We start from the raw sequence: 21,688 nt of genomic DNA, 5'->3' as shown, positions 1-21,688 counted from the left end.
CGGCGGGCGGGCTGAAACCTGCCGACGGTGATGCGCAGGTGCGGGATGGGCCGCAGCCGGTGTACATTATGCGGTCATTCCCATAGTACCGCACCTTTCACGGTGCCCGCAGTCATCATGAAGACCATCCACAAGTCTGCCAAGCTGGCCAACGTCTGCTACGACATTCGCGGACCGGTGCTGGCCCGGGCCCGGCAGATGGAGGAGGACGGCCAGCGCATCATCAAGCTCAACATCGGCAACATGGCGCCTTTCGGCTTCGATGCGCCCGACGAGGTGCGCCAGGACATCATGGCCAACCTGGCTGATGCCTCCGGCTATTCGGATTCCAAGGGCCTTTTCTCGGCGCGCAAGGCCGTCATGCACTACTCGCAGCTCAAGGGCATCCGCGGCGTCACGGTCGATGACATCTACATCGGCAACGGCGTCAGCGAGCTGATCGTGCTGTCGCTCAACGCGCTGCTGGACACGGGCGACGAGGTGCTGGTGCCCACCCCTGACTACCCGCTGTGGACGGCGGCGGTCAGCCTCTCGGGGGGCTCGGCCGTGCACTACATGTGCGACGAGGGGGCAGGCTGGCTGCCCGATCTGGACGACATCCGCGCCAAGATCACCGAGCGCACGCGCGCCATCGTCATCATCAACCCCAACAACCCCACCGGCGCGCTGTATCCGGACGACCTGCTGAAGGAGATCCTGGAGATCGCCCGCCAGCACGACCTGATCGTCTTTGCCGACGAGATCTACGACAAGATCCTCTACGACGGTGCCACGCACACCTCCATCGCCTCGCTGGCCGATGACGTGCTGTGCATCACCATGAACGGCCTGTCCAAGAACTACCGCGCCTGCGGCTATCGGGCCGGCTGGATGATCATCTCGGGCGACAAGCGCGGCGCGGCCGACTATCTGGAAGGTCTGAACATGCTGGCTTCCATGCGGCTGTGCGCCAACGTGCCCGGCCAGCTGGGCATCCAGACCGCGCTGGGCGGCTACCAGAGCATCAACGAGCTGGTGCAGCCCGGCGGGCGGCTGGCGCGCCAGCGCGATCTGGCCTGGGAGATGATCACTAGCATTCCGGGCGTGAGCTGCTACAAGCCGCGCGCGGCCCTCTATCTCTTCCCGCGCCTTGATCCGCAGATGTATCCGATCGAGGACGACCAGCGCTTCATCCTGCAGCTGCTGGAACGCGAGCGGGTGCTGCTGGTGCAGGGCACCGGCTTCAACTGGCCGGAGCACGACCACTTCCGCGTCGTGTTCCTGCCCAATTCCGACGACCTGACCGAGGCCTTGCGGCGCATCGATCGCTTCCTGGCCGACTATCGCTCGCGCCACGGCCGGGTCGGCTGACGACAACGAAAGGCGGGCGCTGTCGGCAGGCAGGCCCGCTGCACAGGACAGAAAGAACTAGGAGTCATTCCATCGTATGAAAGTGATCAAGGTCGGGCTGCTCGGCATGGGTACCGTGGGCAGCGGCGTATTCGAGGTGCTGAAGAACAACGCTGCCGAGATCAGCCGGCGCGCCGGCTGCACCATCCAGATCGGTCGCGTCGTTGTGCGTGACCCCGAGGAAGTCCGCACACTGGTGGGCCCCGACATTCCGCTCAGCAGCGATCCTTTCGACATCGTGAACGACCCTGCCATCGATGTGCTGGTGGAGGTGATGGGCGGCACCACGCTGGCCCGTGATGTCGTGCTGGCCGCCATTGCCAAGGGCAAGCAGGTCGTCACCGCCAACAAGGCACTGCTGGCCGTGCATGGCAACGAGATCTTCGCTCGCGCCCGCGAGGCCGGCGTGATGGTGGCCTTCGAGGCCGCGGTGGCCGGTGGCATTCCCATCGTGAAGGCGCTGCGCGAGGGGCTCTCGGCCAACCGCGTGCAGATGGTGGCCGGCATCATCAACGGCACCACCAACTTCATCCTGTCCGAGATGCGCGACAAGGGCATCAGCTTCGACGTGGCGCTGGCCGAGGCGCAGCGCCTGGGCTATGCTGAGGCCGATCCCACCTTCGACATCGAGGGCATCGACGCCGCCCACAAGGCCACGCTGCTGGCCTCCATCGCCTTCGGCGTGCCCGTGCAGTTCGACGGCGCCTATATCGAGGGCATCAGCAAGCTGGCGGCCGAGGACTTCACCTATGCCGACCAGCTGGGCTACCGCATCAAGCTGCTGGGCATCGCCCGCCGCCGCGCCGAGGGCATCGAGCTGCGCGTGCATCCCACGCTCATCCCGGCGCGCCGCCTGCTGGCCAACGTCGAGGGCGCGATGAACGCTGTCTGGGTCAAGGGTGACGCCGTGGGCGAGACCCTCTACTACGGTCCGGGCGCTGGCAAACTGCCCACCGCCAGTGCCGTGGTGGCTGACCTGGTGGACGTGGCCCGTCAGATCGAGGTCGCGCCCGAAAGCCGCGTGCCGTACCTGGCTTTCCAGCAGGACCAGCTGCAGCAGGTGCCGGTGCTGCCGGCCGCCGAGATGGAGACGGCGTACTACCTGCGCATCCCGGTGCGCGACGAGCCGGGCGTGCTGGCCGACATCACCCGCATCATGGCGGACGAGGGCGTTTCCATCGACGCCATGCTGCAGCGCCAGCCCTCTGAAGGTGCCAACACCACCGACATCATCCTCATGACCCACCGCACGGTCGAGAAGTGCATCGATATCGCCAGCCGGCACATCGAGGCCCTGCCTTCCGTGACGGCTGCCCCGGTGCGGCTGCGGGTCGAAGCGCTGGACTGAACGACCATGGAATACATCTCCACCCGGGGCGGCATGCCCCCGCTGCGCTTCAGCGACATCCTGCTGGGCGGATTGGCGCCCGATGGCGGCCTCGTCATGCCCGCCAGCATTCCGCAGATCGACAACGACACCCTGCAGGGTTGGCGCGGCCTGTCATATGCCCAGCTGGCCTTCGAGGTGCTCAGCCGCTACTGCGACGACATTCCCGCCGACGACCTGAAACGGCTGGTCGAGGAAACCTACACGGCAGAGACCTTCGGCACGCGGGCCATCACCCCGCTGACCGAACTGGAAGCGGCCAGCGCCGAGCGCGGTTCGCTGCTGGTGCAGCACCTGTCCAATGGTCCCACGCTGGCCTTCAAGGACATGGCCATGCAGCTGCTGGGCCGGCTCTTCGAGTACACGCTGCTCAAGCAGGACCGATGGCTCAACATCGTCGGCGCCACCTCGGGTGACACCGGCAGTGCGGCCGAATACGCCATGCGCGGCCGCCAGCGGCTGCGCGTCTTCATGCTGTCTCCGGCCGGACGGATGAGCGCCTTCCAGCGCGCCCAGATGTTCAGCCTGATGGACGACAACATCCACAACATCGCCATTGAAGGCGTGTTCGACGACTGCCAGGACCTGGTCAAGGCCCTGGCCTCCGATCTGCCGTTCAAGAAGCGCCACCACATCGGCAGCGTCAACTCCATCAACTGGGCACGCGTGGTGGCCCAGGTTGTCTACTACTTCCGGGGCTACCTGCAGGCTACCGCCGCGCATCCGATCGATGCCAACGGGCGCCCGGCGCAGGTCTCGTTCACGGTGCCCAGCGGTAACTTCGGCAATGTGCTGGCCGGCCACATCGCCCGGCGCATGGGCCTGCCCATCCGCCGCCTGGTGGTGGCCACCAACGAGAACGACGTGCTGGACGAGTTCTTCCGGACTGGCCGCTATCGCGTGCGCAGCGCCCGCGAGACGCACGCCACCTCCAGCCCGTCGATGGACATCTCCAAGGCCTCCAACTTCGAGCGCTTCGTCTTCGACCTGCTCGACGGTGACGCAGAGCATCTGAAGGCACTCTGGCAGCAGCTGGGCCAGACCGGCGAGTTCGACCTGTCGGGCACCGATGCCTTTGCCCGCGCTGCCCAGTGGGGCTTCGTCTCGGGCAGCAGCAGCCACGCCGACCGCCTGCAGACCATCCGCAAGTGGCATGACGACCGCGGCGTGCTTGTCGATACCCATACGGCTGACGGCCTGAAGGTGGCCCAGCAGTACCGCGAGCCCGGCATCCCGATGATCTGCCTGGAGACCGCGCTGCCGGCCAAGTTCGCCGAGAGCATCGTCGAGGCCACGGGCCAGCGGCAGCCGGTGCCCGAGGCACTGGCCGACCTGGAGCATCGCGTGCAGCGCTACGTGCGCATGCCGGCCGATGCCGCGCTGCTGAAGGCCTACGTGGCCGCGCGCACCTGATGGCGGCGCCAGTGGGGCAGGGCGCGCGCCATGGCCTCGTCTTCGGCTTTGCCGGCTACTCAGGCTCGGGCAAGACCACGCTCATCGAGCAGGTCATCCCGCGCCTGGTGGCCGCTGGCCGGAAGGTCTCGGTCATCAAGCACGCCCACCATCGTTTCGACTTCGACACCCCGGGCAAGGATTCCTGGCGGCATCGCCAGGCCGGCGCCACCGAGGTCCTGCTCACCACCGACCAGCGCTGGGTGCTGATGCACGAGCTGCGTGGCCAGCCCGAACCGGGTCTGGAGGCGCAGCTGGCCCACATGAGCCCCAGTGACGTGGTGCTGATCGAGGGCTTCAAGACAGCCGCCATCCCCAAGATCGAGGTCCACCGGCCGGCGCTGGGCAAGCCCCTGCTGCATCCTGACGATCCCTGGATCCAGGCCATCGCCACCGATGCACCGCTGGATGTGCCGTTGCCGCTGCTGGATCTGAACGACCCGGACGCCGTCACCGCCTTCATCCTGGCCAGGGTCGGCACGCCGGCCGCCATGCCTGGTGGCCAGCCTTCCGGTACTCCCGCCCCCTAGCCATGTCCGCACTGCTTCCCTTTGACGACGCCTTTGCCCGCCTGCTGTCGCACGCCGACACGCTGCCGGGCACCGAGACCATCGACACCATGAATGCCGACGGGCGCGTGCTGGCCCGGGCGCTGGTGTCCTCGCTGGATGTTCCGCCCTGGGACAATGCCCAGATGGATGGCTACGCCGTGCGTGCGGCCGACCTGGCCGCCAGTCCGGACGGGGTGTTTCCCGTCTCGCAGCGCATTCCTGCCGGCCATCAGGGTCAGCCGCTTCAGCCCGGCACCGTGGCGCGCATCTTCACGGGGGCGGCCCTGCCGCCCGGGGCGGATGCCGTGGTGATGCAGGAAGAGGTGGAAGCCGGCCTGCAGCTGCCGGTTGGCGAGGGCACCGGCGTGCGCTTCCGGGTGCAGCCCGCATCGGGCGCCTGGGTGCGTCGCCGGGCCGAGGACATCGCCGCCGGCAGCACCGTGCTGGCCGAATGCACCCGCCTCACTCCGGCTGCCGTCGGTCTGGCCGCCTCCATCGGCGCGGCCACGCTGGAGGTGCGCCGTCGCCCGCGCGTGGCCTGCTTCTTCACGGGCGACGAACTGGTCATGCCCGGCCAGCCGCTGCCGGCCGGGGGCATCTACAACTCCAACCGCTTCGTGCTCAACGCGCTGCTGCGCCGGCTGGGCTGCGAGGTGCTGGATCTGGGCATCGTCCCCGACTCGCGGGAAGCCACCCGTCAGGCCCTGCGTGAGGCGGCCGAAGGTGCCGACCTGATCATCAGTGCCGGCGGCGTCTCGGTGGGCGAGGAAGACCACGTGCGCCCGGCCGTCGAGGCCGAGGGACAGATTGACCTGTGGCGCGTGGCCATCAAGCCCGGCCGGCCGCTGGCCTACGGGCGGGTGGGGCGCTATGGCCCCGAAGGCGCGCGCGCTGCCGTTCCCGGCAGCTTCGCCCATTTCATCGGCCTGCCCGGCAACCCGGTCTCGGCCTATGTCACCTTCCTGCTGTTCGTGCGACCCTTCGTGCTGCGGCTGCAGGGCATCCAGGTTGTCGAACCGCAGGCCGTCACGCTCATCAGCGGCTTTGACTGGACCAACCCCGATCGCCGCCGTGAGTTCCTGCGTGCCGTGCATCTGCCTGATGGCCGCCTGGGCTTGTTCCGCCAGCAGGGCTCCGCCGTGCTCACCTCGGCCGTGGTGGGGCATGGTCTTATCGACAACCCGCCCGGCCAGACCATCCGTCAGGGCGATGCGGTGCGCTTCCTGTCCTTTGCCGAGCTGCTGAACTGAACCATGAACATCGAACTGCTGTTCTTTGCCAGCCTGCGCGAACGTCTGGGACTGGCCTCCGAGCGCCTGGCGCTGCCGGCGGATGTGCAGACCGTCGGCGCCCTGCGCCAGCACCTGGCCGCCCGGGGCGGCCCCTGGGCCGAAGTCTTCACGCCGCCCGCCAGCGGCAAGGACACCCTGCGGGCCGCCGTGGCCCAGGCTATGGCCACACCCGATACCCCGCTGCACGAGGGCGCCGAAGTGGCGTTCTTCCCGCCGGTGACGGGGGGCTGATCCGTGTCCTCCGTGGCCCCCCTCATTCATGTCCAGACGCAGGACTTTGATGTTGGCGCCGAGCTGAAGCGCCTGCAGGCGCTCACGCGGGAAGTGGGGGCCGTGGCCTCCTTCGTGGGCTACGTGCGTGACAGCAACCAGGGCGACGGCGTGACCGGCATGACGCTGGAGCACTATCCGGGCATGACCGAAAAGGCGCTGGCCGACATCTGCCAGCGGGCCCAGACGCGCTGGCCGCTGCTGGGCGTTACCGTCATCCACCGTGTGGGGCCGCTGGCCCCGGGGGAGCAGATCGTGCTGGTGGCCGTGGCCTCGCGCCACCGTGACGCCGCCTTCGAGGCCTGCCGCTTCATCATGGACTTCCTGAAGACCGAGGCCCCGTTCTGGAAGAAGGAAGCCACCACGGACGGCGAGGAACGCTGGGTGGATGCGCGCGACAGCGACGAGGCGGCATTGTCCCGCTGGCAGGCGGGCTGAACAGGATCCGTCACACCGGCCCGCGGTCGATCTTCGTCAGGGCCTCATTGACGTCAAAGAGCCGGGCGCGTACCTGCGTGATGCCGAAGGCGCGCAGGCGTTCCGTGTGCTTCTTCTGGTAGGCCTGGGCACTGGCCACATCCTCGAACAGGTAGATGCCGCCGGCTTCGCCCGTGGCCTCGTTCTCGGTCCAGATCTTCCAGCGCAGGCCCGGTTCCTGGGCAATGGACTGGGCCAGCTCCTGCATGGCACCGGCCATCTGGTCGCCCCAGGGGCCGGAGAAGGGAAAGTCGAACTGCAGCAGGCAGGGCATGATGTTGTCTCGCTCTTGTCTTGTGTGGATGTCATGCGGCGGCCAGGATCCTGGCCGCTTCATCCCATCATAGCAGCGGCGCCGCCAGGCGTGCCAGGCTGGCCACCATCCGCTGATTGAAGCTGTCCGGCTGGTGATCGGCGTGCAGCTGCGTGGCCGACTCCAGATCCTTCAGGAACTGCCGCGCCATCTCGGACGTGGTCTTCTTGTCGTAGATGGCCGCCATCACCTCGAAATTCAGCCGGAAGCTGCGGTTGTCCATGTTGGCCGTGCCGATCATCGACAGCTCGTCATCGATGACCAGCGTCTTGGCGTGGATGAAGCGCGGCACGTAGGCATAGACCTTCACGCGCCGGGCCAGCACCTCCTCCACGAAGGTGGAGGCAGCCAGCCCCGTCAGCAGCTGGTCGGATTCCATCGGCACCAGCAGCCGCACGTCCAGGCCGCGCCCTGCCGCTGTTGTCAGCGCAGTCAGGATCGATTCATCCGGGATGAAGTAAGGCGTGGTGATCCAGACCCGCCGGCGCGCCGACGACATGGCGGCAAAGAAGTAGCGGTAGATGGCGTACTCGCTGCGGTCCGGGCCGGAATCGATGATCTGCACCCAGGGCTGGCTCTCGTCGCGGGGCTCGTCAGGGGGCAGCGGGAACCAGGCCAGAATGTCCTGCGGCGTAGTCAGCGCCTTGTCCAGCCGTGCCAGGTGGCCCGAGCGCGCGCCCGCATACAGCCAGTCCTCCAGGAAGATCCGCTGCAGGTCCAGAGCCGCGCTGCCCTTGAGCGCCAGGTGCGTGTCGCGCGATGCGGTCGCCCCCACACAGGCAACCGACTCGACCCGGTCCACGTTGATGCCGCCCGTGAAGCCATAGAGCGCATCGATGACCACGATCTTGCGGTGGGTGCGGAAGTTCACCATGCTGGGCCGGAAGGGCAGGAAGCGGGGCGGATTGAAGACCCGCACCTCGCCACCCGCCTCGCGCAGCGGCTTCCAGAAGTCGTTGCGGCAGCGCCCGGAGCCCACCGCATCCACCAGCATCCGAACCTTCACGCCGGCACGGGCCTTCTCGGTGAGCAGGTCGCGCCAGCGGGTGCCGATCTCGTCAGGCTTGAAGATGTAGTACTCCACATGGATGTGGTGCTCGGCCTTCTGCATCGCGGCCTCGATGGCGGCGTAGGTGGCGTCACCGTCGATCAGGATCTGCAGCCCCTGCACCTGGCGCGGCGGTGCGCTGCCACACTCGGTGGCCACCCGTGCCTGGGCCAGCAGCCAGTGGCGCGAGGCCAGCGTCTCGGGCAGCGGCTGGGTGCGGTGCGGACCGTGGTGTGCCGCCAGGTGGCGGGCCAGCTCGCGGCGGACATTGCGACGCTTGAGCTTGCGGGGGCCAAAGAGGAAATAGCACAGCAGGCTGAGCACCGGCAGGCTGAGAAAGGCCAGGATCCACGACAGCGTGGCCAGCGGCGGCCGCCGCTGCCCCAGCAGGAACAGGATGCTGCCCACCTCCAGCACCGCATACAGCAGTACCCGGTGCGTGACCGAGATGCTCTGCCAGATGAGCTGGAGTTCAGTGAGCAGGTGGTTCAGGAATTCCATGGAAGACGCAGGGAGGAGGGCGTTCGAGGGCTTCCGTGACGGACACCCAGGCCCTTCATGGTACCGGCGTCCCCCGGTTGGCAGGAAGCGCCTTCGGTGTGTTCCGCGCAGGCGTCCAGGAGGCATGGGCATGTCCGCATGGGCTTGACGCCGGACCTGCGCCCCTCCGGAGGGCGGGTCATTCCGGCGCTTGCCGCCCGGTGCCGTGTCATGCTTCCCCTGTTCGTGTCACAGTCCTTCACGCTGAAAAACTTGTCTTGAATTCTGACAGGAAGTCCCTATATCTGTTGCATTCCGAACTCAACGGAAGGCCGGATGCCTTCCTTGGCGGAATTCCAGGCCGGCTCCGCGCCTGCTGTGAATTCCTGCCAGCCTTGCTGAAAGAAATACCAACATGCGTATAGACAAACTCACCACCCAATTCCAGGAAGCCCTGTCCGACGCCCAGAGTCTGGCCGTCTCGGCAGACAACCCCTACATCGAGCCGATCCACGTGCTGGCTGCCATCATCGCCCAGCCGGATGGTTCCGGCCGTGCGCTGCTGGAGCGTGCCGGCGTTCGCATCTCGGCCCTGCGCAGCTCGGTCGAGGCCGCACTGAAGAACCTGCCGCAGGTCAGCGGCCAGTCCAGCCAGCCGCAGGTCAGCCGCGAGCTGCTCAAGCTGCTCACCCAGGCCGAAAAGGACGCCGAAAAGCGTGGCGACCAGTATGTGGCCATCGAGATGTTCCTGCTGGCGCTGACCGAGGGCGATGGCCGTCAGGGCGGCGATGCGGGCCGGCTGCTGGTGCAGGCCGGGCTCACCCACAAGTCGCTGCAGGCGGCCGTTGACGCCGTGCGTGGCGGCCAGGCCGTCGAATCGCAGGATGCCGAAGGCCAGCGCGAGGCGCTGAAGAAGTACACGCTGGACCTGACCGAGCGGGCCCGTGCGGGCAAGCTCGACCCGGTCATCGGCCGTGACGACGAGATCCGTCGCACCATCCAGATCCTGCAGCGTCGCTCCAAGAACAACCCCGTGCTGATCGGTGAACCCGGCGTGGGCAAGACCGCTATCGTCGAGGGGCTGGCTCAGCGCATCGTCAACGGCGAAGTGCCCGATTCGCTGAAGAACAAGCGCGTGCTGGCGCTGGACATGGCTGCGCTGCTGGCTGGTGCCAAGTACCGGGGCGAGTTCGAGGAACGCCTGAAGGCCGTGCTCAAGGACATCGCTGCCGACGAGGGCCGCACCATCGTCTTCATCGACGAGATCCACACCATGGTGGGCGCCGGCAAGAGCGACGGTGCCATGGACGCCGGCAACATGCTCAAGCCCGCCCTGGCGCGTGGCGAACTGCATTGCGTGGGCGCCACCACCCTGGACGAATACCGCAAGTACATCGAGAAGGACGCCGCCCTGGAGCGCCGCTTCCAGAAAGTGCTGGTGGGCGAGCCGTCGGTGGAATCCACCATCGCCATCCTGCGCGGTCTGCAGGAACGCTATGAGATCCACCACGGCGTGGAGATCACCGACCCGGCCATCGTGGCTGCGGCCGAGCTGTCCAACCGCTACATCACCGACCGCTTCCTGCCCGACAAGGCCATCGACCTCATCGACGAGGCTGCCTCGCGCATCAAGATGGAGATCGACTCCAAGCCCGAGGTGATGGACCGCCTGGACCGCCGGCTGATCCAGCTCAAGATCGAGCGTGAGGCCGTGCGCAAGGAAACCGATGACGCATCGAAGAAACGCCTGGAGCTGATCGAGCAGGAAATCGCCCGCATCAGCAAGGAATACGCGGACTACGAAGAGATCCTGAAAGCCGAGAAGGCCGCAGTCCAGGGCAGCGCCCAGATCAAGGGTGAGATCGACCAGCTGCGGGCGCAGATGGCCGAGCTGCAGCGCAAGGGCCAGTACGAGAAACTGGCTGAGCTGCAGTACGGAAAGCTGCCCGAGCTGGAGAAACGCTTGGCCGAGGTCAATGCCGCCGAGACCAACCTGAAGGCCGACGAGGCCGCCGTCTCCGGCAAGCCGAAGCTGCTGCGCACGGTCGTGGGTGCCGAGGAAATCGCCGAAGTGGTCTCGCGGGCCACGGGCATTCCCGTCTCCAAGATGATGGAAGGCGAGCGCGAGAAGCTGCTGAAGATGGAAGAGGAACTGCACAAGCGTGTGGTTGGCCAGGACGAGGCCGTCACCCTGGTGTCCGACGCCATCCGCCGTTCGCGTGCCGGCCTGGCCGATCCCAACCGGCCGTGGGGCTCCTTCCTCTTCCTGGGACCCACCGGCGTGGGCAAGACGGAACTGTGCAAGGCGCTGGCCCGCTTCATGTTCGATTCCGAAGATCACCTGATCCGTATCGACATGAGCGAATTCATGGAGAAACACTCCGTGGCGCGACTGATCGGTGCGCCTCCGGGATACGTGGGCTATGAAGAGGGCGGCTACCTGACCGAGGCCGTGCGGCGCAACCCGTACAGCGTCATCCTGCTCGACGAGATCGAGAAGGCGCATCCGGACGTGTTCAACATCCTGCTGCAGGTGCTGGACGACGGCCGGCTGACCGACGGCCAGGGCCGTACCGTGGACTTCCGCAACACCGTGGTGGTGATGACCAGCAACATCGGCTCCGCCGAGATCCAGCGCCTGTCGGCCGACAAGACGCTGAACGATCCGGACGTGATCAAGGAAGCCGTGATGGGCGAGGTACGCCAGCACTTCCGGCCGGAGTTCATCAACCGGATCGACGAAGTGGTGGTCTTCCACGGCCTGGACGCCAAGCACATCCGCGACATCTCGGTCATCCAGCTCAAGAGCCTGGAGAAACGCCTGGCCGAGCGCGACCTGAAGCTGGAAGTCAGCGACGCCGCACTCGACGAACTGGCCAAGGTGGGCTTCGACCCGCTGTATGGCGCACGCCCGCTCAAGCGCGCCATCCAGCAGAAACTGGAGAACCCCATCGCCAAGCGCGTGCTGGAAGGTCGTTACGCACCGAACGAAACCATCCCGGTGGATTTCCGGGACGGACATTTCACGTTCGAGAAAGCAGGCAACTGATGAGGACGGGCTGACACCCGCCTCACCGTCCGACGGCCCGGCCTGATGGCTTGACCTGATGGCTTGACCTGATGGCTTGACCTGATGGCCTGGCCCCGATGGCCCCGGCACCGAAGAACATCTCGGTGCCGGGGCCTTTCTGTTCCTGCTTCCTTGCGACAGGCCGTGTCCTGAGCGGCGGGCTGCAGTGCCAACGCATCGACAAGTGCCCTTCGAGCGCTCGGCCGTGTCATGAGTGGCACAGGCTGAAGTACCAGTCGAAAGCACATGCCGGATGCAGGGATTCAGCGATGCCCCGATGCCCCGATGTCTTCGCTCCCCGCGTTTTTTCGCAGGGCCGTGTGTCGATGCATTGCCCGTGTGGTGTCCGGTTTTCTGATCATCCTGTACTGCAACACGCTGACATCAATCAAGCATCAGAGCGAATCAATGAAACATCTGCACGCCATCGTTGACATACATCCGCATACACTCGTTCTTTGAATCGACAGATTGCATACGATTTGTATCTACCTCCTGCTCTAGCATCATCTGGCAATTCTTTTGACAGATTGGGAGGTAGTGCAGAACATGCTGATCAGATTCACGACGTCGACCTCGATGGTGGCCGCTGCGGTGGCCGCACTTTTCCTGGCTGGTTGCGGCGGTGGTTCGGACAATAGCGGCGGCGCAGGGACCGAATCCGGCGGCCTGTCGACCAAGACCAATGGCACGGGCGCTGCTGGCACGAACGCAGCCAACGCGACGGGCAGCACCGAAACCACGGGTACGGCCGGTGCCGCCGATGCCGGCGCAGCCGCGCCTGCTTCCAGCCACGGCGCCATCACCGAAGCCGGGATCAGCACCGAACTGTTCGAGAAGATCCTCAGCACGCAGACCGCCTATGTCCGGGTCGGCCCTCACGCCTACCCGATCAGCAGCAACCATGCGGCCAGCCAACTGGTTTCGCCGGATGACCACCTGCACCAGCCGCTGAATCGCAACCAGTGGATGGATACCCCCGATCTGCCCGACATGCTGTCCTATCAGCAGCCGGTGGACGGGAAGTTCATCGTCCACAGCTGGGGGGCAGACCGCAGTGGCCAGAATGCTGACGCCAAGATCATCAGCGCCGTGGCCAGCTTCGGCTATGTCTTTCACAAGGAAGCCGATTCCCCCGACAAGCGCCTGACCCTGAAGACCGATGCCGAGATCAGGAACGGCTACAGCCGTGACCCGAACACGGGCGCCGAGACCTATCGGGAAACCGACACGTTGAAGGCCGATGTCGAGAAGGTGATCCCGCGCGATGGCGTGGTGAACTTCGACGAATCCGTCCAGGAATGGACGCACGCCACCGGGAATGCACTTCACGGCGGCAAGATGACACTCCTCGTCCAGCGGGGCGACTCTCCGGACGAAGTGATGTTCTGCCTGAAGATGGAGTCGCGCAGGAAGAACCTCAACGCTGCCGATCCGGCCAGCCCGCCGCAGCCCAAGTCCGATGTCCAGCGTACCGCGTGCAGCCTGTGGCAGGTGCCCGCCAACTGGACGGCCAAACAGTCGCTGAACTACAACGGCATCTTTGTCAGTGAGAATCTGAACGTCGAGGACAACGTCAACGGCGGCAACGTTCGCTACTGGAAGACCAAGCCTGCCTCGGCGGCTACCCAGGACGCAGCCGCTGCAGGCCAGGCGGGGAATGGAACCGCTGCCAACACGGCAACGGATGGTGCAGCAGCCGTGAACGCTGGAGCCGCGGCAGCCACTACCGGTGACGCCACGCAGAACACGGCGGCCCAGACAGCGAATGCCGCACAGGCGGATGCAACCAGCCAGGCCGCCGCCGAAGCCGCTGCGGCCGCTGATGCAGCCGGCAACGGTGCCGCCTCGGTCAGCACCGAAAGCGGTCATGCCGCCGCCGTGGCCCAGCAGCATGGCCAGGCAGCTGGCCCTGCCACCCAACCCGCCGCTGGTGATGCCGCCGCTGCGCCGGCAGATGCCTCGCAGCCCACCCCCCAGCCCCCCGCCCAGCCGACGACGGATGCCGCACCGGCAGCCGGTGCAACCGGCGCTGCAGCACCGGCTGCTGATGCCGCTGCTCAGCCGGATGCCTCCAAGCCGGCCGATCAGGGGGCCGCTGCCACACCGACCCCTGCAACGGACGCTGCCGCCCAAACCCCCGCTGCGCCAACCGCCGCGGATGCTGCTCCTGCAACGGACGCCAGCAAGCCGGACGCAACCCCGGCAACCGGCGCGACCGATGCAGCCACCCCGGCGACGGATGCCAAACCGACCGCGGGCGCGACTGATGCCGCCGCTCCGGCTGCTGACGCGGCCACTGCCCAGCCGGACATTGCCAAACCAGTAGACCAGGATGCCGCAGCCGATTCGGCTTCTGCTGCGGGTGCAGCCGCCCAGGATGCAGCAGCGGGCAACGCGGAGGCTGGCGCTGCAGGCACTGGCACGCTCAAGCCCACCACGCTCAACAGCCAATGAGCGCTGATGGCCTGACCTGAAGACAGGCAGACCATGGCCCATTTCACTTGGGCCAGATAGACCCGGCTACGGCGACCCACATGTCGCTGAAGCCGGGTTTTCTTGTATGCCCGGCATGGACACATGCTTCTCCTTGCTATGCTTCGGGTCCGGCGGCTTTCTGTCATGCCCGTCGGCCCCGCCTCCTGGAAGCAGCGAACCTGCGCCCCATCCCGGTGGGGCAGAATGTTCACCCCGTTCACTTGCTACCTAACACAAGACAAGGAGATTCTGATGTCCCGTTGGCAATGGCTCATGTCCCGCCTGGGCAAGCAGCTCTGGGTCCGAACCTCGGCCATCGGGGTCATGGGCATCCTGATTGCCGTACTGTCCGCTGTCATTGAGCCGTACCTGCCCTGGGAGTTGTCAGGCGAGGTCAGCCGCGAGGCGGTGGACAGTCTGTTGAGCATCCTGGCTTCCAGCATGTTGGCCGTCACGACCTTCTCGCTGAGCATCATGGTTTCGGCCTATGGCTCGGCCACCAACACCGCAACGCCCCGTGCCACCAGCCTGCTGATCGAAGACTCGTTGACCCAGACCGTGCTGGCCAACTTCGTCGGCTCGTTCCTGTTCGGTATCGTCGGGCTGATCATGCTGAAGGTGGGCCTGTACAGCGAACGGGGGCGGATCGCCCTCTTCGTGGCCACCATCCTCGTCATTGCCCTGGTCGTGGTGTCGCTCATGCAATGGATCGACCATCTCACCCGGCTTGGCCGCCTGGGTGAAACCACGAACCGGGTGGAGGCAGCGGCACGCAAGGCCATGGAGGCCCGTCTGGCCCAGCCTTACATGGGCGGCACGCCGCTTCTGGATCCCGATCACGACGTTCCGCCTGACGCCATGCCGGTCTTCGGCCCGGAGATCGGTTATGTCCAGAACGTCGACATCCCGGCTCTGTCCGCCTTCTGCAAGGAACACGAGACGCGCGTCTACCTCTCGGCCTTGCCGGGAACCTTCATTTATGCCGACACGCCTCTGCTGTGGGTCGCGCCAACGGCTGCCTTGAAGGAAGCCGGAACCGACCCTGCAAAGGCGGAAAAGGGGAATGCCGACCGGATGGCGTGGTCCCAACCGTTGCAGGCCGCCTTCTCCATGGGCAACGAGCGCACCTTCGAGCAGGATCCCCGCTTCGGCCTGGTGGTGCTGAGCGAGATCGCCTCGCGCGCGCTGTCGCCCGCAGTCAACGACCCGGGCACTGCCATCAGCGTCATCGGCCGCGTGACCCGACTGCTCAACATGTGGGCGGTGGCGTTGCGGGCGCCCCGGGACGTCGATGCAAACAAGGCCCGAGAGCCGGACTATCCCCATGTCCATGTTCCGGCGGTCACGGTCATGGACCTGTTCGATGACGCCTTCATGCTGATTGCACGGGATGGCGCCGGCATGATCGAAGTCCAGCTGCCCCTGCAGAAGTCCCTGCTGGCCTTGAGCCGGGTAGGCGATGCCACCGTCGCGGAAGCTGCGCGGGTTCATTCCCGGATGGCGCTGGACCGCGCAGAAGCCGCGCTACCTCTGGAAGAGGAAAAACGCCGCGTTCGTGCCCTGGCGCAAGCGGTGAAAGAGGGCGCTTGAGGCAGAGGGAGGTTGGAAGAGACTGGATGAGCCTGCCGGAGGCCAAACGAAACCGCCTGTGCCTTGAGATAGGGGTGAGACAGGGGGCCCGAAGCGCATGATGGCGTCCGAGCTGAGACCGGACGCCAGGGATCAATGCCCCCTCCGAGGCTGAATGACGGCATCTGAGACAGACGGGGTTGAGGTCGAGAGGGTCAAACTGAGGCTGAGAGAGGCAATTTGAGGCTGAGAGAGGCGGGAGAGAGGCGGGAGAGAGGCGGGAGAGAGGCGGGAGAGAGGCGGGAGAGAGGCGAGCGAACGTGGAGAGATGGCCCATGACGCGCCAAGGTCTTGTTGGTTACAAAGACTTACATCTTGGGCGCAATCGCCTGAAGATTGGCTTCTGGAGCCGAAGTAAGGGGATTTGCCGTGGCAAAAACCAGGCATTGAAGGCTCCTTGTCGCAAAAATTTCATCGAAAGCGTTTGACAACCTGATCCGACATGCCCATAATCCAATTCTTCGCTGCTGACACAGCGACGCGACGAAAGACACAGTCTTCCGATCAGCGTGAAGTCCTAACGGACGAATGGTGTTGGCGGCTCGTTCCTTAAAAATCAGCAGCCGATAAGTGTGGGCGTTTGGGGTAGGTGGCCGACGCTGCGTAGCGTAAGCTATGTGGTGTTTGGCAAAGAGAAATACCCTGATGCTCACATGAAATTGATTTTTCCAAGTCAGTTTTGATGAGAGCTTGCAAAGATTGAACTGAAGAGTTTGATCCTGGCTCAGATTGAACGCTGGCGGCATGCTTTACACATGCAAGTCGAACGGCAGCGCGGGCTTCGGCCTGGCGGCGAGTGGCGAACGGGTGAGTAATACATCGGAACGTGCCCAGTAGTGGGGGATAGCTCGGCGAAAGCCGGATTAATACCGCATACGACCTGAGGGTGAAAGCGGGGGATCTTCGGACCTCGCGCTATTGGAGCGGCCGATGGCAGATTAGCTAGTTGGTGGGGTAAAGGCCTACCAAGGCGACGATCTGTAGCTGGTCTGAGAGGACGACCAGCCACACTGGGACTGAGACACGGCCCAGACTCCTACGGGAGGCAGCAGTGGGGAATTTTGGACAATGGGCGAAAGCCTGATCCAGCAATGCCGCGTGTGTGATGAAGGCCTTCGGGTTGTAAAGCACTTTTGGCGGGAACGAAAAGGACTGTGCCAATACCACGGTTCGATGACGGTACCCGCAGAATAAGCACCGGCTAACTACGTGCCAGCAGCCGCGGTAATACGTAGGGTGCAAGCGTTAATCGGAATTACTGGGCGTAAAGAGTGCGCAGGCGGTTTTGCAAGACCGATGTGAAATCCCCGGGCTTAACCTGGGAACTGCATTGGTGACTGCAAGGCTAGAGTGTGTCAGAGGGAGGTGGAATTCCGCATGTAGCAGTGAAATGCGTAGATATGCGGAGGAACACCGATGGCGAAGGCAGCCTCCTGGGATAACACTGACGCTCATGCACGAAAGCGTGGGGAGCAAACAGGATTAGATACCCTGGTAGTCCACGCCCTAAACGATGTCTACTAGTTGTCGGGGATTAATTTCCTTGGTAACGCAGCTAACGCGTGAAGTAGACCGCCTGGGGAGTACGGTCGCAAGATTAAAACTCAAAGGAATTGACGGGGACCCGCACAAGCGGTGGATGATGTGGATTAATTCGATGCAACGCGAAAAACCTTACCTACGCTTGACATGTCCGGAACCCTGAAGAGATTTGGGGGTGCTCGAAAGAGAGCCGGAACACAGGTGCTGCATGGCTGTCGTCAGCTCGTGTCGTGAGATGTTGGGTTAAGTCCCGCAACGAGCGCAACCCTTATCATTAGTTGCTACGCAAGGGCACTCTAATGAGACTGCCGGTGACAAACCGGAGGAAGGTGGGGATGACGTCAAGTCCTCATGGCCCTTATGTGTAGGGCTTCACACGTCATACAATGGTCGGTACAGAGGGTTGCGAAGCCGCGAGGTGGAGCCAATCCCAAAAAACCGATCGTAGTCCGGATTGCAGTCTGCAACTCGACTGCATGAAGTCGGAATCGCTAGTAATCGCGGATCAGCATGCCGCGGTGAATACGTTCCCGGGTCTTGTACACACCGCCCGTCACACCATGGGAGTGGGTTTTACCAGAAGTAGGTAGCTTAACCGCAAGGAGGGCGCTTACCACGGTAGGGCTCATGACTGGGGTGAAGTCGTAACAAGGTAGCCGTACCGGAAGGTGCGGCTGGATCACCTCCTTTCACGAGAAACACCTCGAACAAACGCTCACACTTATCGGCTGTTGGTTGTCGGAGCAAGATTCAACATTCTGGATCTGAGCCAGAAATTGTAGGGTTCACGGGTCTGTAGCTCAGCTGGTTAGAGCACCGTCTTGATAAGGCGGGGGTCGATGGTTCGAGTCCATCTAGACCCACCAATCATCTGGGCATGAGCAAAGAGCTCATGCCGATGAAGGGGGTGTAGCTCAGCTGGGAGAGCACCTGCTTTGCAAGCAGGGGGTCATCGGTTCGATCCCGTTCACCTCCACCATTTCTGTTCAGAACGTCCAGACGGCACAAGCCACGAATTCAAGACAGGCGATCCCGTCCTGGCGCACAAGCACCAGGGCAGAATCGAGTGTCGAATCTTGATCTTTAAAAATTTGATAGAAGTCGACAAGTTGTTCCGTAGCCGGAACAACGATGTGATTGCGTCGAACAAGTCTCAACGAAAGAGTTCCGAGTGAACTGAGAGGCGGCGAAAACGCAGCATGCTTGATCCTGGATTTGAAGAAGTTCAAGTCCGCAAACCTATAGGGTCAAGTGAATAAGTGCATGTGGTGGATGCCTTGGCGATTACAGGCGATGAAGGACGTTGTAGCCTGCGATAAGCCGCGGGGAGCTGGCAAACAAGCTTTGATCCGCGGATGTCCGAATGGGGAAACCCACCCGCAAGGGTATCGCTGACTGAATCCATAGGTCAGCGATGCGAACGTGGCGAACTGAAACATCTAAGTAGCCACAGGAAAAGAAATCAACCGAGATTCCGAAAGTAGTGGCGAGCGAAATCGGAGCAGCCTGTGCGTGATAGTCGATTGGCTAGTGGAACGGTATGGAAAGGCCGGCCATAGAGGGTGATAGCCCCTTACACGAAAGCGAATCGGTGGTACTGAGCGTACGACAAGTAGGGCGGGACACGTGTAATCCTGTCTGAAGATGGGGGGACCATCCTCCAAGGCTAAATACTCGTAATCGACCGATAGTGAACAAGTACTGTGAAGGAAAGGCGAAAAGAACCCCGGGAGGGGAGTGAAATAGATCCTGAAACCGCATGCATACAAACAGTCGGAGCCTCGCAAGGGGTGACGGCGTACCTTTTGTATAATGGGTCAGCGACTTACGTTCAGTGGCAAGCTTAACCAGATAGGGGAGGCGCAGGGAAACCGAGTCCGAATAGGGCGCCATAGTCGCTGGGCGTAGACCCGAAACCAGGTGATCTATCCATGGTCAGGATGAAGGTTGGGTAACACCAGCTGGAGGTCCGAACCGACTAATGTTGCAAAATTAGCGGATGAACTGTGGATAGGGGTGAAAGGCTAATCAAACCTGGAAATAGCTGGTTCTCCCCGAAAACTATTTAGGTAGTGCGTCATGTATTGCTCCAGGGGGTAGAGCACTGTAATGGTTGTGGGGGCCATCGCGGCTTACCACGCCATAGCAAACTCCGAATACCTGGAAGTATGAGCATGGCAGACAGTCGCCGGGTGCTAACGTCCGGCGGCAAGAGGGAAACAACCCAGACCTACAGCTAAGGTCCCAAAGTGTGGCTAAGTGGGAAACGAAGTGGGAAGGCTAAAACAGTCAGGATGTTGGCTTAGAAGCAGCCATCATTTAAAGAAAGCGTAATAGCTCACTGATCGAGTCGTCCTGCGCGGAAGATGTAACGGGGCTAAGCCATGCACCGAAGCTTAGGCTGCACTCTTTGAGTGCGGGGTAGGGGAGCGTTCTGTAAGCCTGTGAAGGTGTCTCGTAAGGGATGCTGGAGGTATCAGAAGTGCGAATGCTGACATGAGTAGCGTTAAAGCGGGTGAAAAGCCCGCTCGCCGTAAGCGCAAGGTTTCCTACGCAACGTTCATCGGCGTAGGGTGAGTCGGCCCCTAAGGTGAGGGCGAAAGCCATAGCTGATGGGAAGCTGGTTAATATTCCAGCACCGATTTCTAGTGCGATGGGGGGACGGATCGTGGAAGGTTGTCCGGGTGTTGGAAGTCCCGGTTCCTGACCTGTAGGTGTCTGGTAGGTAAATCCGCCAGGCGTATGCCGAGGGGTTGGGACGAGCGAGCTTGCTCGCGAAGCAACTGGAAGTGGTTCCAAGAAAAGCCTCTAAGCTTCAGCTAGAAACGACCGTACCGCAAACCAACACTGGTGCGCGAGATGAGTATTCTCAGGCGCTTGAGAGAACTCGGGAGAAGGAACTCGGCAAATTGACACCGTAACTTCGGAAGAAGGTGTGCCTTGGTAGCTTGAGTGTGAACAACACAAGGGCAAAGAGGTTGCAAAGAATAGGTGGCTGCGACTGTTTATTAAAAACACAGCACTCTGCAAACACGAAAGTGGACGTATAGGGTGTGACGCCTGCCCGGTGCCGGAAGGTTAAGTGATGGGGTGCAAGCTCTTGATCGAAGCCCCGGTAAACGGCGGCCGTAACTATAACGGTCCTAAGGTAGCGAAATTCCTTGTCGGGTAAGTTCCGACCTGCACGAATGGCGTAACGATGGCCACACTGTCTCCTCCCGAGACTCAGCGAAGTTGAAATGTTTGTGATGATGCAATCTCCCCGCAGCTAGACGGAAAGACCCCATGAACCTTTACTGTAGCTTTGCATTGGATTGCGAACCGACTTGTGTAGGATAGGTGGGAGGCTTTGAAGTCAGGACGCCAGTCTTGATGGAGCCATCCTTGAAATACCACCCTGGTTTGTTCGCGGTTCTAACCTAGGCCCGTCATCCGGGCCGGAGACAGTGCATGGTGGGCAGTTTGACTGGGGCGGTCTCCTCCTAAAGAGTAACGGAGGAGTTCGAAGGTACGCTTGGTACGGTCGGACATCGTGCCTAAAGTGCAATGGCAAAAGCGTGCTTAACTGCGAGACTGACAAGTCGAGCAGGTGCGAAAGCAGGACATAGTGATCCGGTGGTTCTGTATGGAAGGGCCATCGCTCAACGGATAAAAGGTACTCTGGGGATAACAGGCTGATACCGCCCAAGAGTTCATATCGACGGCGGTGTTTGGCACCTCGATGTCGGCTCATCTCATCCTGGGGCTGTAGCCGGTCCCAAGGGTATGGCTGTTCGCCATTTAAAGAGGTACGTGAGCTGGGTTTAAAACGTCGTGAGACAGTTTGGTCCCTATCTGCTGTGGGCGTTGGAGATTTGACGGGGGCTGCTCCTAGTACGAGAGGACCGGAGTGGACACACCTCTGGTGTACCTGTTGTCACGCCAGTGGCATCGCAGGGTAGCTAAGTGTGGAAGAGATAACCGCTGAAAGCATCTAAGCGGGAAACTTGCCTGAAGATGAGATCTCCCTGGGGACTCGATCCCCCTGAAGGGTCGTCCAAGACCAGGACGTTGATAGGCCGGGTGTGGAAGCGCAGTAATGCGTGCAGCTAACCGGTACTAATTGCCCGTGAGGCTTGACCCTATAGTTTTGCGAGATCCAGCATGCTGCTGGGCCGCCATCAGTTGACTCGACATGACTCTGCACGCAGACTCGTTCGAGACTCAGTCACATCGTCGTCGGAAACCATGGACTCCTCATGAAACTTCCGATACACTCGTCGACTCCTATCAGACAACGGCAGCAAGCCTTGGCAACTCGCTAGGCTCGC

At 62.9% G+C, this 21,688-nt stretch carries 13 protein-coding genes, 2 tRNA genes and 2 rRNA genes; 14 read left to right on the top strand and 3 right to left on the bottom strand.

Going from position 1 to position 21,688, the window contains the following annotated elements; all coding sequences use genetic code 11:
- Positions 1-117 precede the first annotated feature (117 nt).
- From EL249_RS10890 to moaE, 7 genes are all read left to right on the top strand, one after another.
- A complete protein-coding gene (locus tag EL249_RS10890) occupies positions 118-1,350 on the top strand; it encodes a pyridoxal phosphate-dependent aminotransferase (protein ID WP_005672401.1) in 1,233 nt (410 codons plus the stop codon).
- 76 nt (positions 1,351-1,426) lie between these two features.
- Positions 1,427-2,737 carry a homoserine dehydrogenase gene (locus EL249_RS10885; protein WP_005672403.1) on the top strand — a complete coding sequence of 437 codons (1,311 nt, stop codon included), beginning with the start codon at positions 1,427-1,429 and terminating at the stop codon, positions 2,735-2,737.
- Positions 2,738-2,743: 6 nt separating this feature from the next.
- Positions 2,744-4,189: a threonine synthase gene (gene thrC / locus EL249_RS10880; RefSeq protein ID WP_005672406.1), complete on the top strand. Its 1,446-nt coding sequence runs from the start codon at positions 2,744-2,746 to the stop codon at positions 4,187-4,189.
- Positions 4,189-4,758 carry a molybdopterin-guanine dinucleotide biosynthesis protein B gene (mobB, locus tag EL249_RS10875; RefSeq protein ID WP_005672407.1) on the top strand — a complete coding sequence of 190 codons (570 nt, stop codon included), beginning with the start codon at positions 4,189-4,191 and terminating at the stop codon, positions 4,756-4,758. The genes thrC and mobB overlap by 1 nt, the downstream gene beginning before the upstream one ends.
- A gap of 2 nt (positions 4,759-4,760) precedes the next feature.
- Positions 4,761-6,029, top strand: coding sequence for a molybdopterin molybdotransferase MoeA (locus EL249_RS10870; RefSeq protein ID WP_005672410.1), 1,269 nt, complete (start codon positions 4,761-4,763; stop codon positions 6,027-6,029).
- Positions 6,030-6,032: 3 nt separating this feature from the next.
- A complete protein-coding gene (moaD, locus tag EL249_RS10865) occupies positions 6,033-6,302 on the top strand; it encodes a molybdopterin converting factor subunit 1 (RefSeq protein ID WP_005672411.1) in 270 nt (89 codons plus the stop codon).
- A 3-nt stretch (positions 6,303-6,305) separates the two neighbouring features.
- A complete protein-coding gene (gene moaE / locus EL249_RS10860) occupies positions 6,306-6,779 on the top strand; it encodes a molybdopterin synthase catalytic subunit MoaE (RefSeq protein ID WP_005672414.1) in 474 nt (157 codons plus the stop codon).
- A 10-nt stretch (positions 6,780-6,789) separates the two neighbouring features.
- Here the strand turns inward: moaE and EL249_RS10855 are convergent, their stop codons facing one another.
- Both EL249_RS10855 and cls read right to left on the bottom strand, forming a co-directional pair.
- Positions 6,790-7,092 carry a monooxygenase gene (locus EL249_RS10855; protein ID WP_005672416.1) on the bottom strand — a complete coding sequence of 101 codons (303 nt, stop codon included), beginning with the start codon at positions 7,090-7,092 and terminating at the stop codon, positions 6,790-6,792.
- A gap of 67 nt (positions 7,093-7,159) precedes the next feature.
- Positions 7,160-8,680: a cardiolipin synthase gene (cls, locus tag EL249_RS10850; RefSeq protein ID WP_005672418.1), complete on the bottom strand. Its 1,521-nt coding sequence runs from the start codon at positions 8,678-8,680 to the stop codon at positions 7,160-7,162.
- Between the two features lie 394 nt (positions 8,681-9,074).
- On the opposite strand from cls, the gene clpB reads away from it, so the two are divergent.
- The 6 genes from clpB (at position 9,075) to EL249_RS10820 (ending at position 18,357) form a co-directional block, all read left to right on the top strand.
- Positions 9,075-11,708: an ATP-dependent chaperone ClpB gene (gene clpB / locus EL249_RS10845; RefSeq protein ID WP_005672421.1), complete on the top strand. Its 2,634-nt coding sequence runs from the start codon at positions 9,075-9,077 to the stop codon at positions 11,706-11,708.
- A 570-nt stretch (positions 11,709-12,278) separates the two neighbouring features.
- Positions 12,279-14,186: a hypothetical protein gene (locus EL249_RS10840; protein WP_005672425.1), complete on the top strand. Its 1,908-nt coding sequence runs from the start codon at positions 12,279-12,281 to the stop codon at positions 14,184-14,186.
- Between the two features lie 273 nt (positions 14,187-14,459).
- A complete protein-coding gene (locus EL249_RS10835; protein ID WP_232002011.1) occupies positions 14,460-15,797 on the top strand; it encodes a DUF2254 domain-containing protein in 1,338 nt (445 codons plus the stop codon).
- Between the two features lie 740 nt (positions 15,798-16,537).
- A 16S ribosomal RNA gene (locus EL249_RS10830) occupies positions 16,538-18,068 on the top strand.
- Between the two features lie 99 nt (positions 18,069-18,167).
- Positions 18,168-18,244: transfer RNA gene (locus EL249_RS10825), tRNA-Ile, on the top strand.
- A 37-nt stretch (positions 18,245-18,281) separates the two neighbouring features.
- Positions 18,282-18,357, top strand: a tRNA-Ala gene (locus EL249_RS10820).
- A gap of 7 nt (positions 18,358-18,364) precedes the next feature.
- Here the strand turns inward: EL249_RS10820 and EL249_RS10815 are convergent.
- A complete protein-coding gene (locus tag EL249_RS10815) occupies positions 18,365-18,607 on the bottom strand; it encodes a hypothetical protein (protein WP_126348014.1) in 243 nt (80 codons plus the stop codon).
- Positions 18,608-18,623: 16 nt separating this feature from the next.
- On the opposite strand from EL249_RS10815, the gene EL249_RS10810 reads away from it, so the two are divergent.
- Positions 18,624-21,501, top strand: a 23S ribosomal RNA gene (locus EL249_RS10810).
- The 16S and 23S rRNA genes sit together here with 2 tRNA genes alongside, the layout of an rRNA operon.
- The last annotated feature ends 187 nt before the right edge of the window (positions 21,502-21,688 follow it).

Source organism: Lautropia mirabilis, assembly GCF_900637555.1.
GTDB lineage: Bacteria > Pseudomonadota > Gammaproteobacteria > Burkholderiales > Burkholderiaceae_E > Lautropia > Lautropia mirabilis.
This window is presented reverse-complemented; position numbering and strand designations above follow the sequence as displayed.

What these genes read in the sequence shown, in the direction of transcription:
- EL249_RS10890 (WP_005672401.1), top strand. Translation starts at nt 118, where the DNA reads ATGAAGACCATCCACAAGTCTGCCAAGCTGGCCAACGTCTGCTACGAC.
- EL249_RS10885 (WP_005672403.1), top strand. Translation starts at nt 1,427, where the DNA reads ATGAAAGTGATCAAGGTCGGGCTGCTCGGCATGGGTACCGTGGGCAGC.
- thrC (WP_005672406.1), top strand. Translation starts at nt 2,744, where the DNA reads ATGGAATACATCTCCACCCGGGGCGGCATGCCCCCGCTGCGCTTCAGC.
- mobB (WP_005672407.1), top strand. Translation starts at nt 4,189, where the DNA reads ATGGCGGCGCCAGTGGGGCAGGGCGCGCGCCATGGCCTCGTCTTCGGC.
- EL249_RS10870 (WP_005672410.1), top strand. Translation starts at nt 4,761, where the DNA reads ATGTCCGCACTGCTTCCCTTTGACGACGCCTTTGCCCGCCTGCTGTCG.
- moaD (WP_005672411.1), top strand. Translation starts at nt 6,033, where the DNA reads ATGAACATCGAACTGCTGTTCTTTGCCAGCCTGCGCGAACGTCTGGGA.
- EL249_RS10855 (WP_005672416.1), bottom strand. Translation starts at nt 7,092, where the DNA reads ATGCCCTGCCTGCTGCAGTTCGACTTTCCCTTCTCCGGCCCCTGGGGC.
- cls (WP_005672418.1), bottom strand. Translation starts at nt 8,680, where the DNA reads ATGGAATTCCTGAACCACCTGCTCACTGAACTCCAGCTCATCTGGCAG.
- clpB (WP_005672421.1), top strand. Translation starts at nt 9,075, where the DNA reads ATGCGTATAGACAAACTCACCACCCAATTCCAGGAAGCCCTGTCCGAC.
- EL249_RS10840 (WP_005672425.1), top strand. Translation starts at nt 12,279, where the DNA reads ATGCTGATCAGATTCACGACGTCGACCTCGATGGTGGCCGCTGCGGTG.
- EL249_RS10835 (WP_232002011.1), top strand. Translation starts at nt 14,460, where the DNA reads ATGTCCCGTTGGCAATGGCTCATGTCCCGCCTGGGCAAGCAGCTCTGG.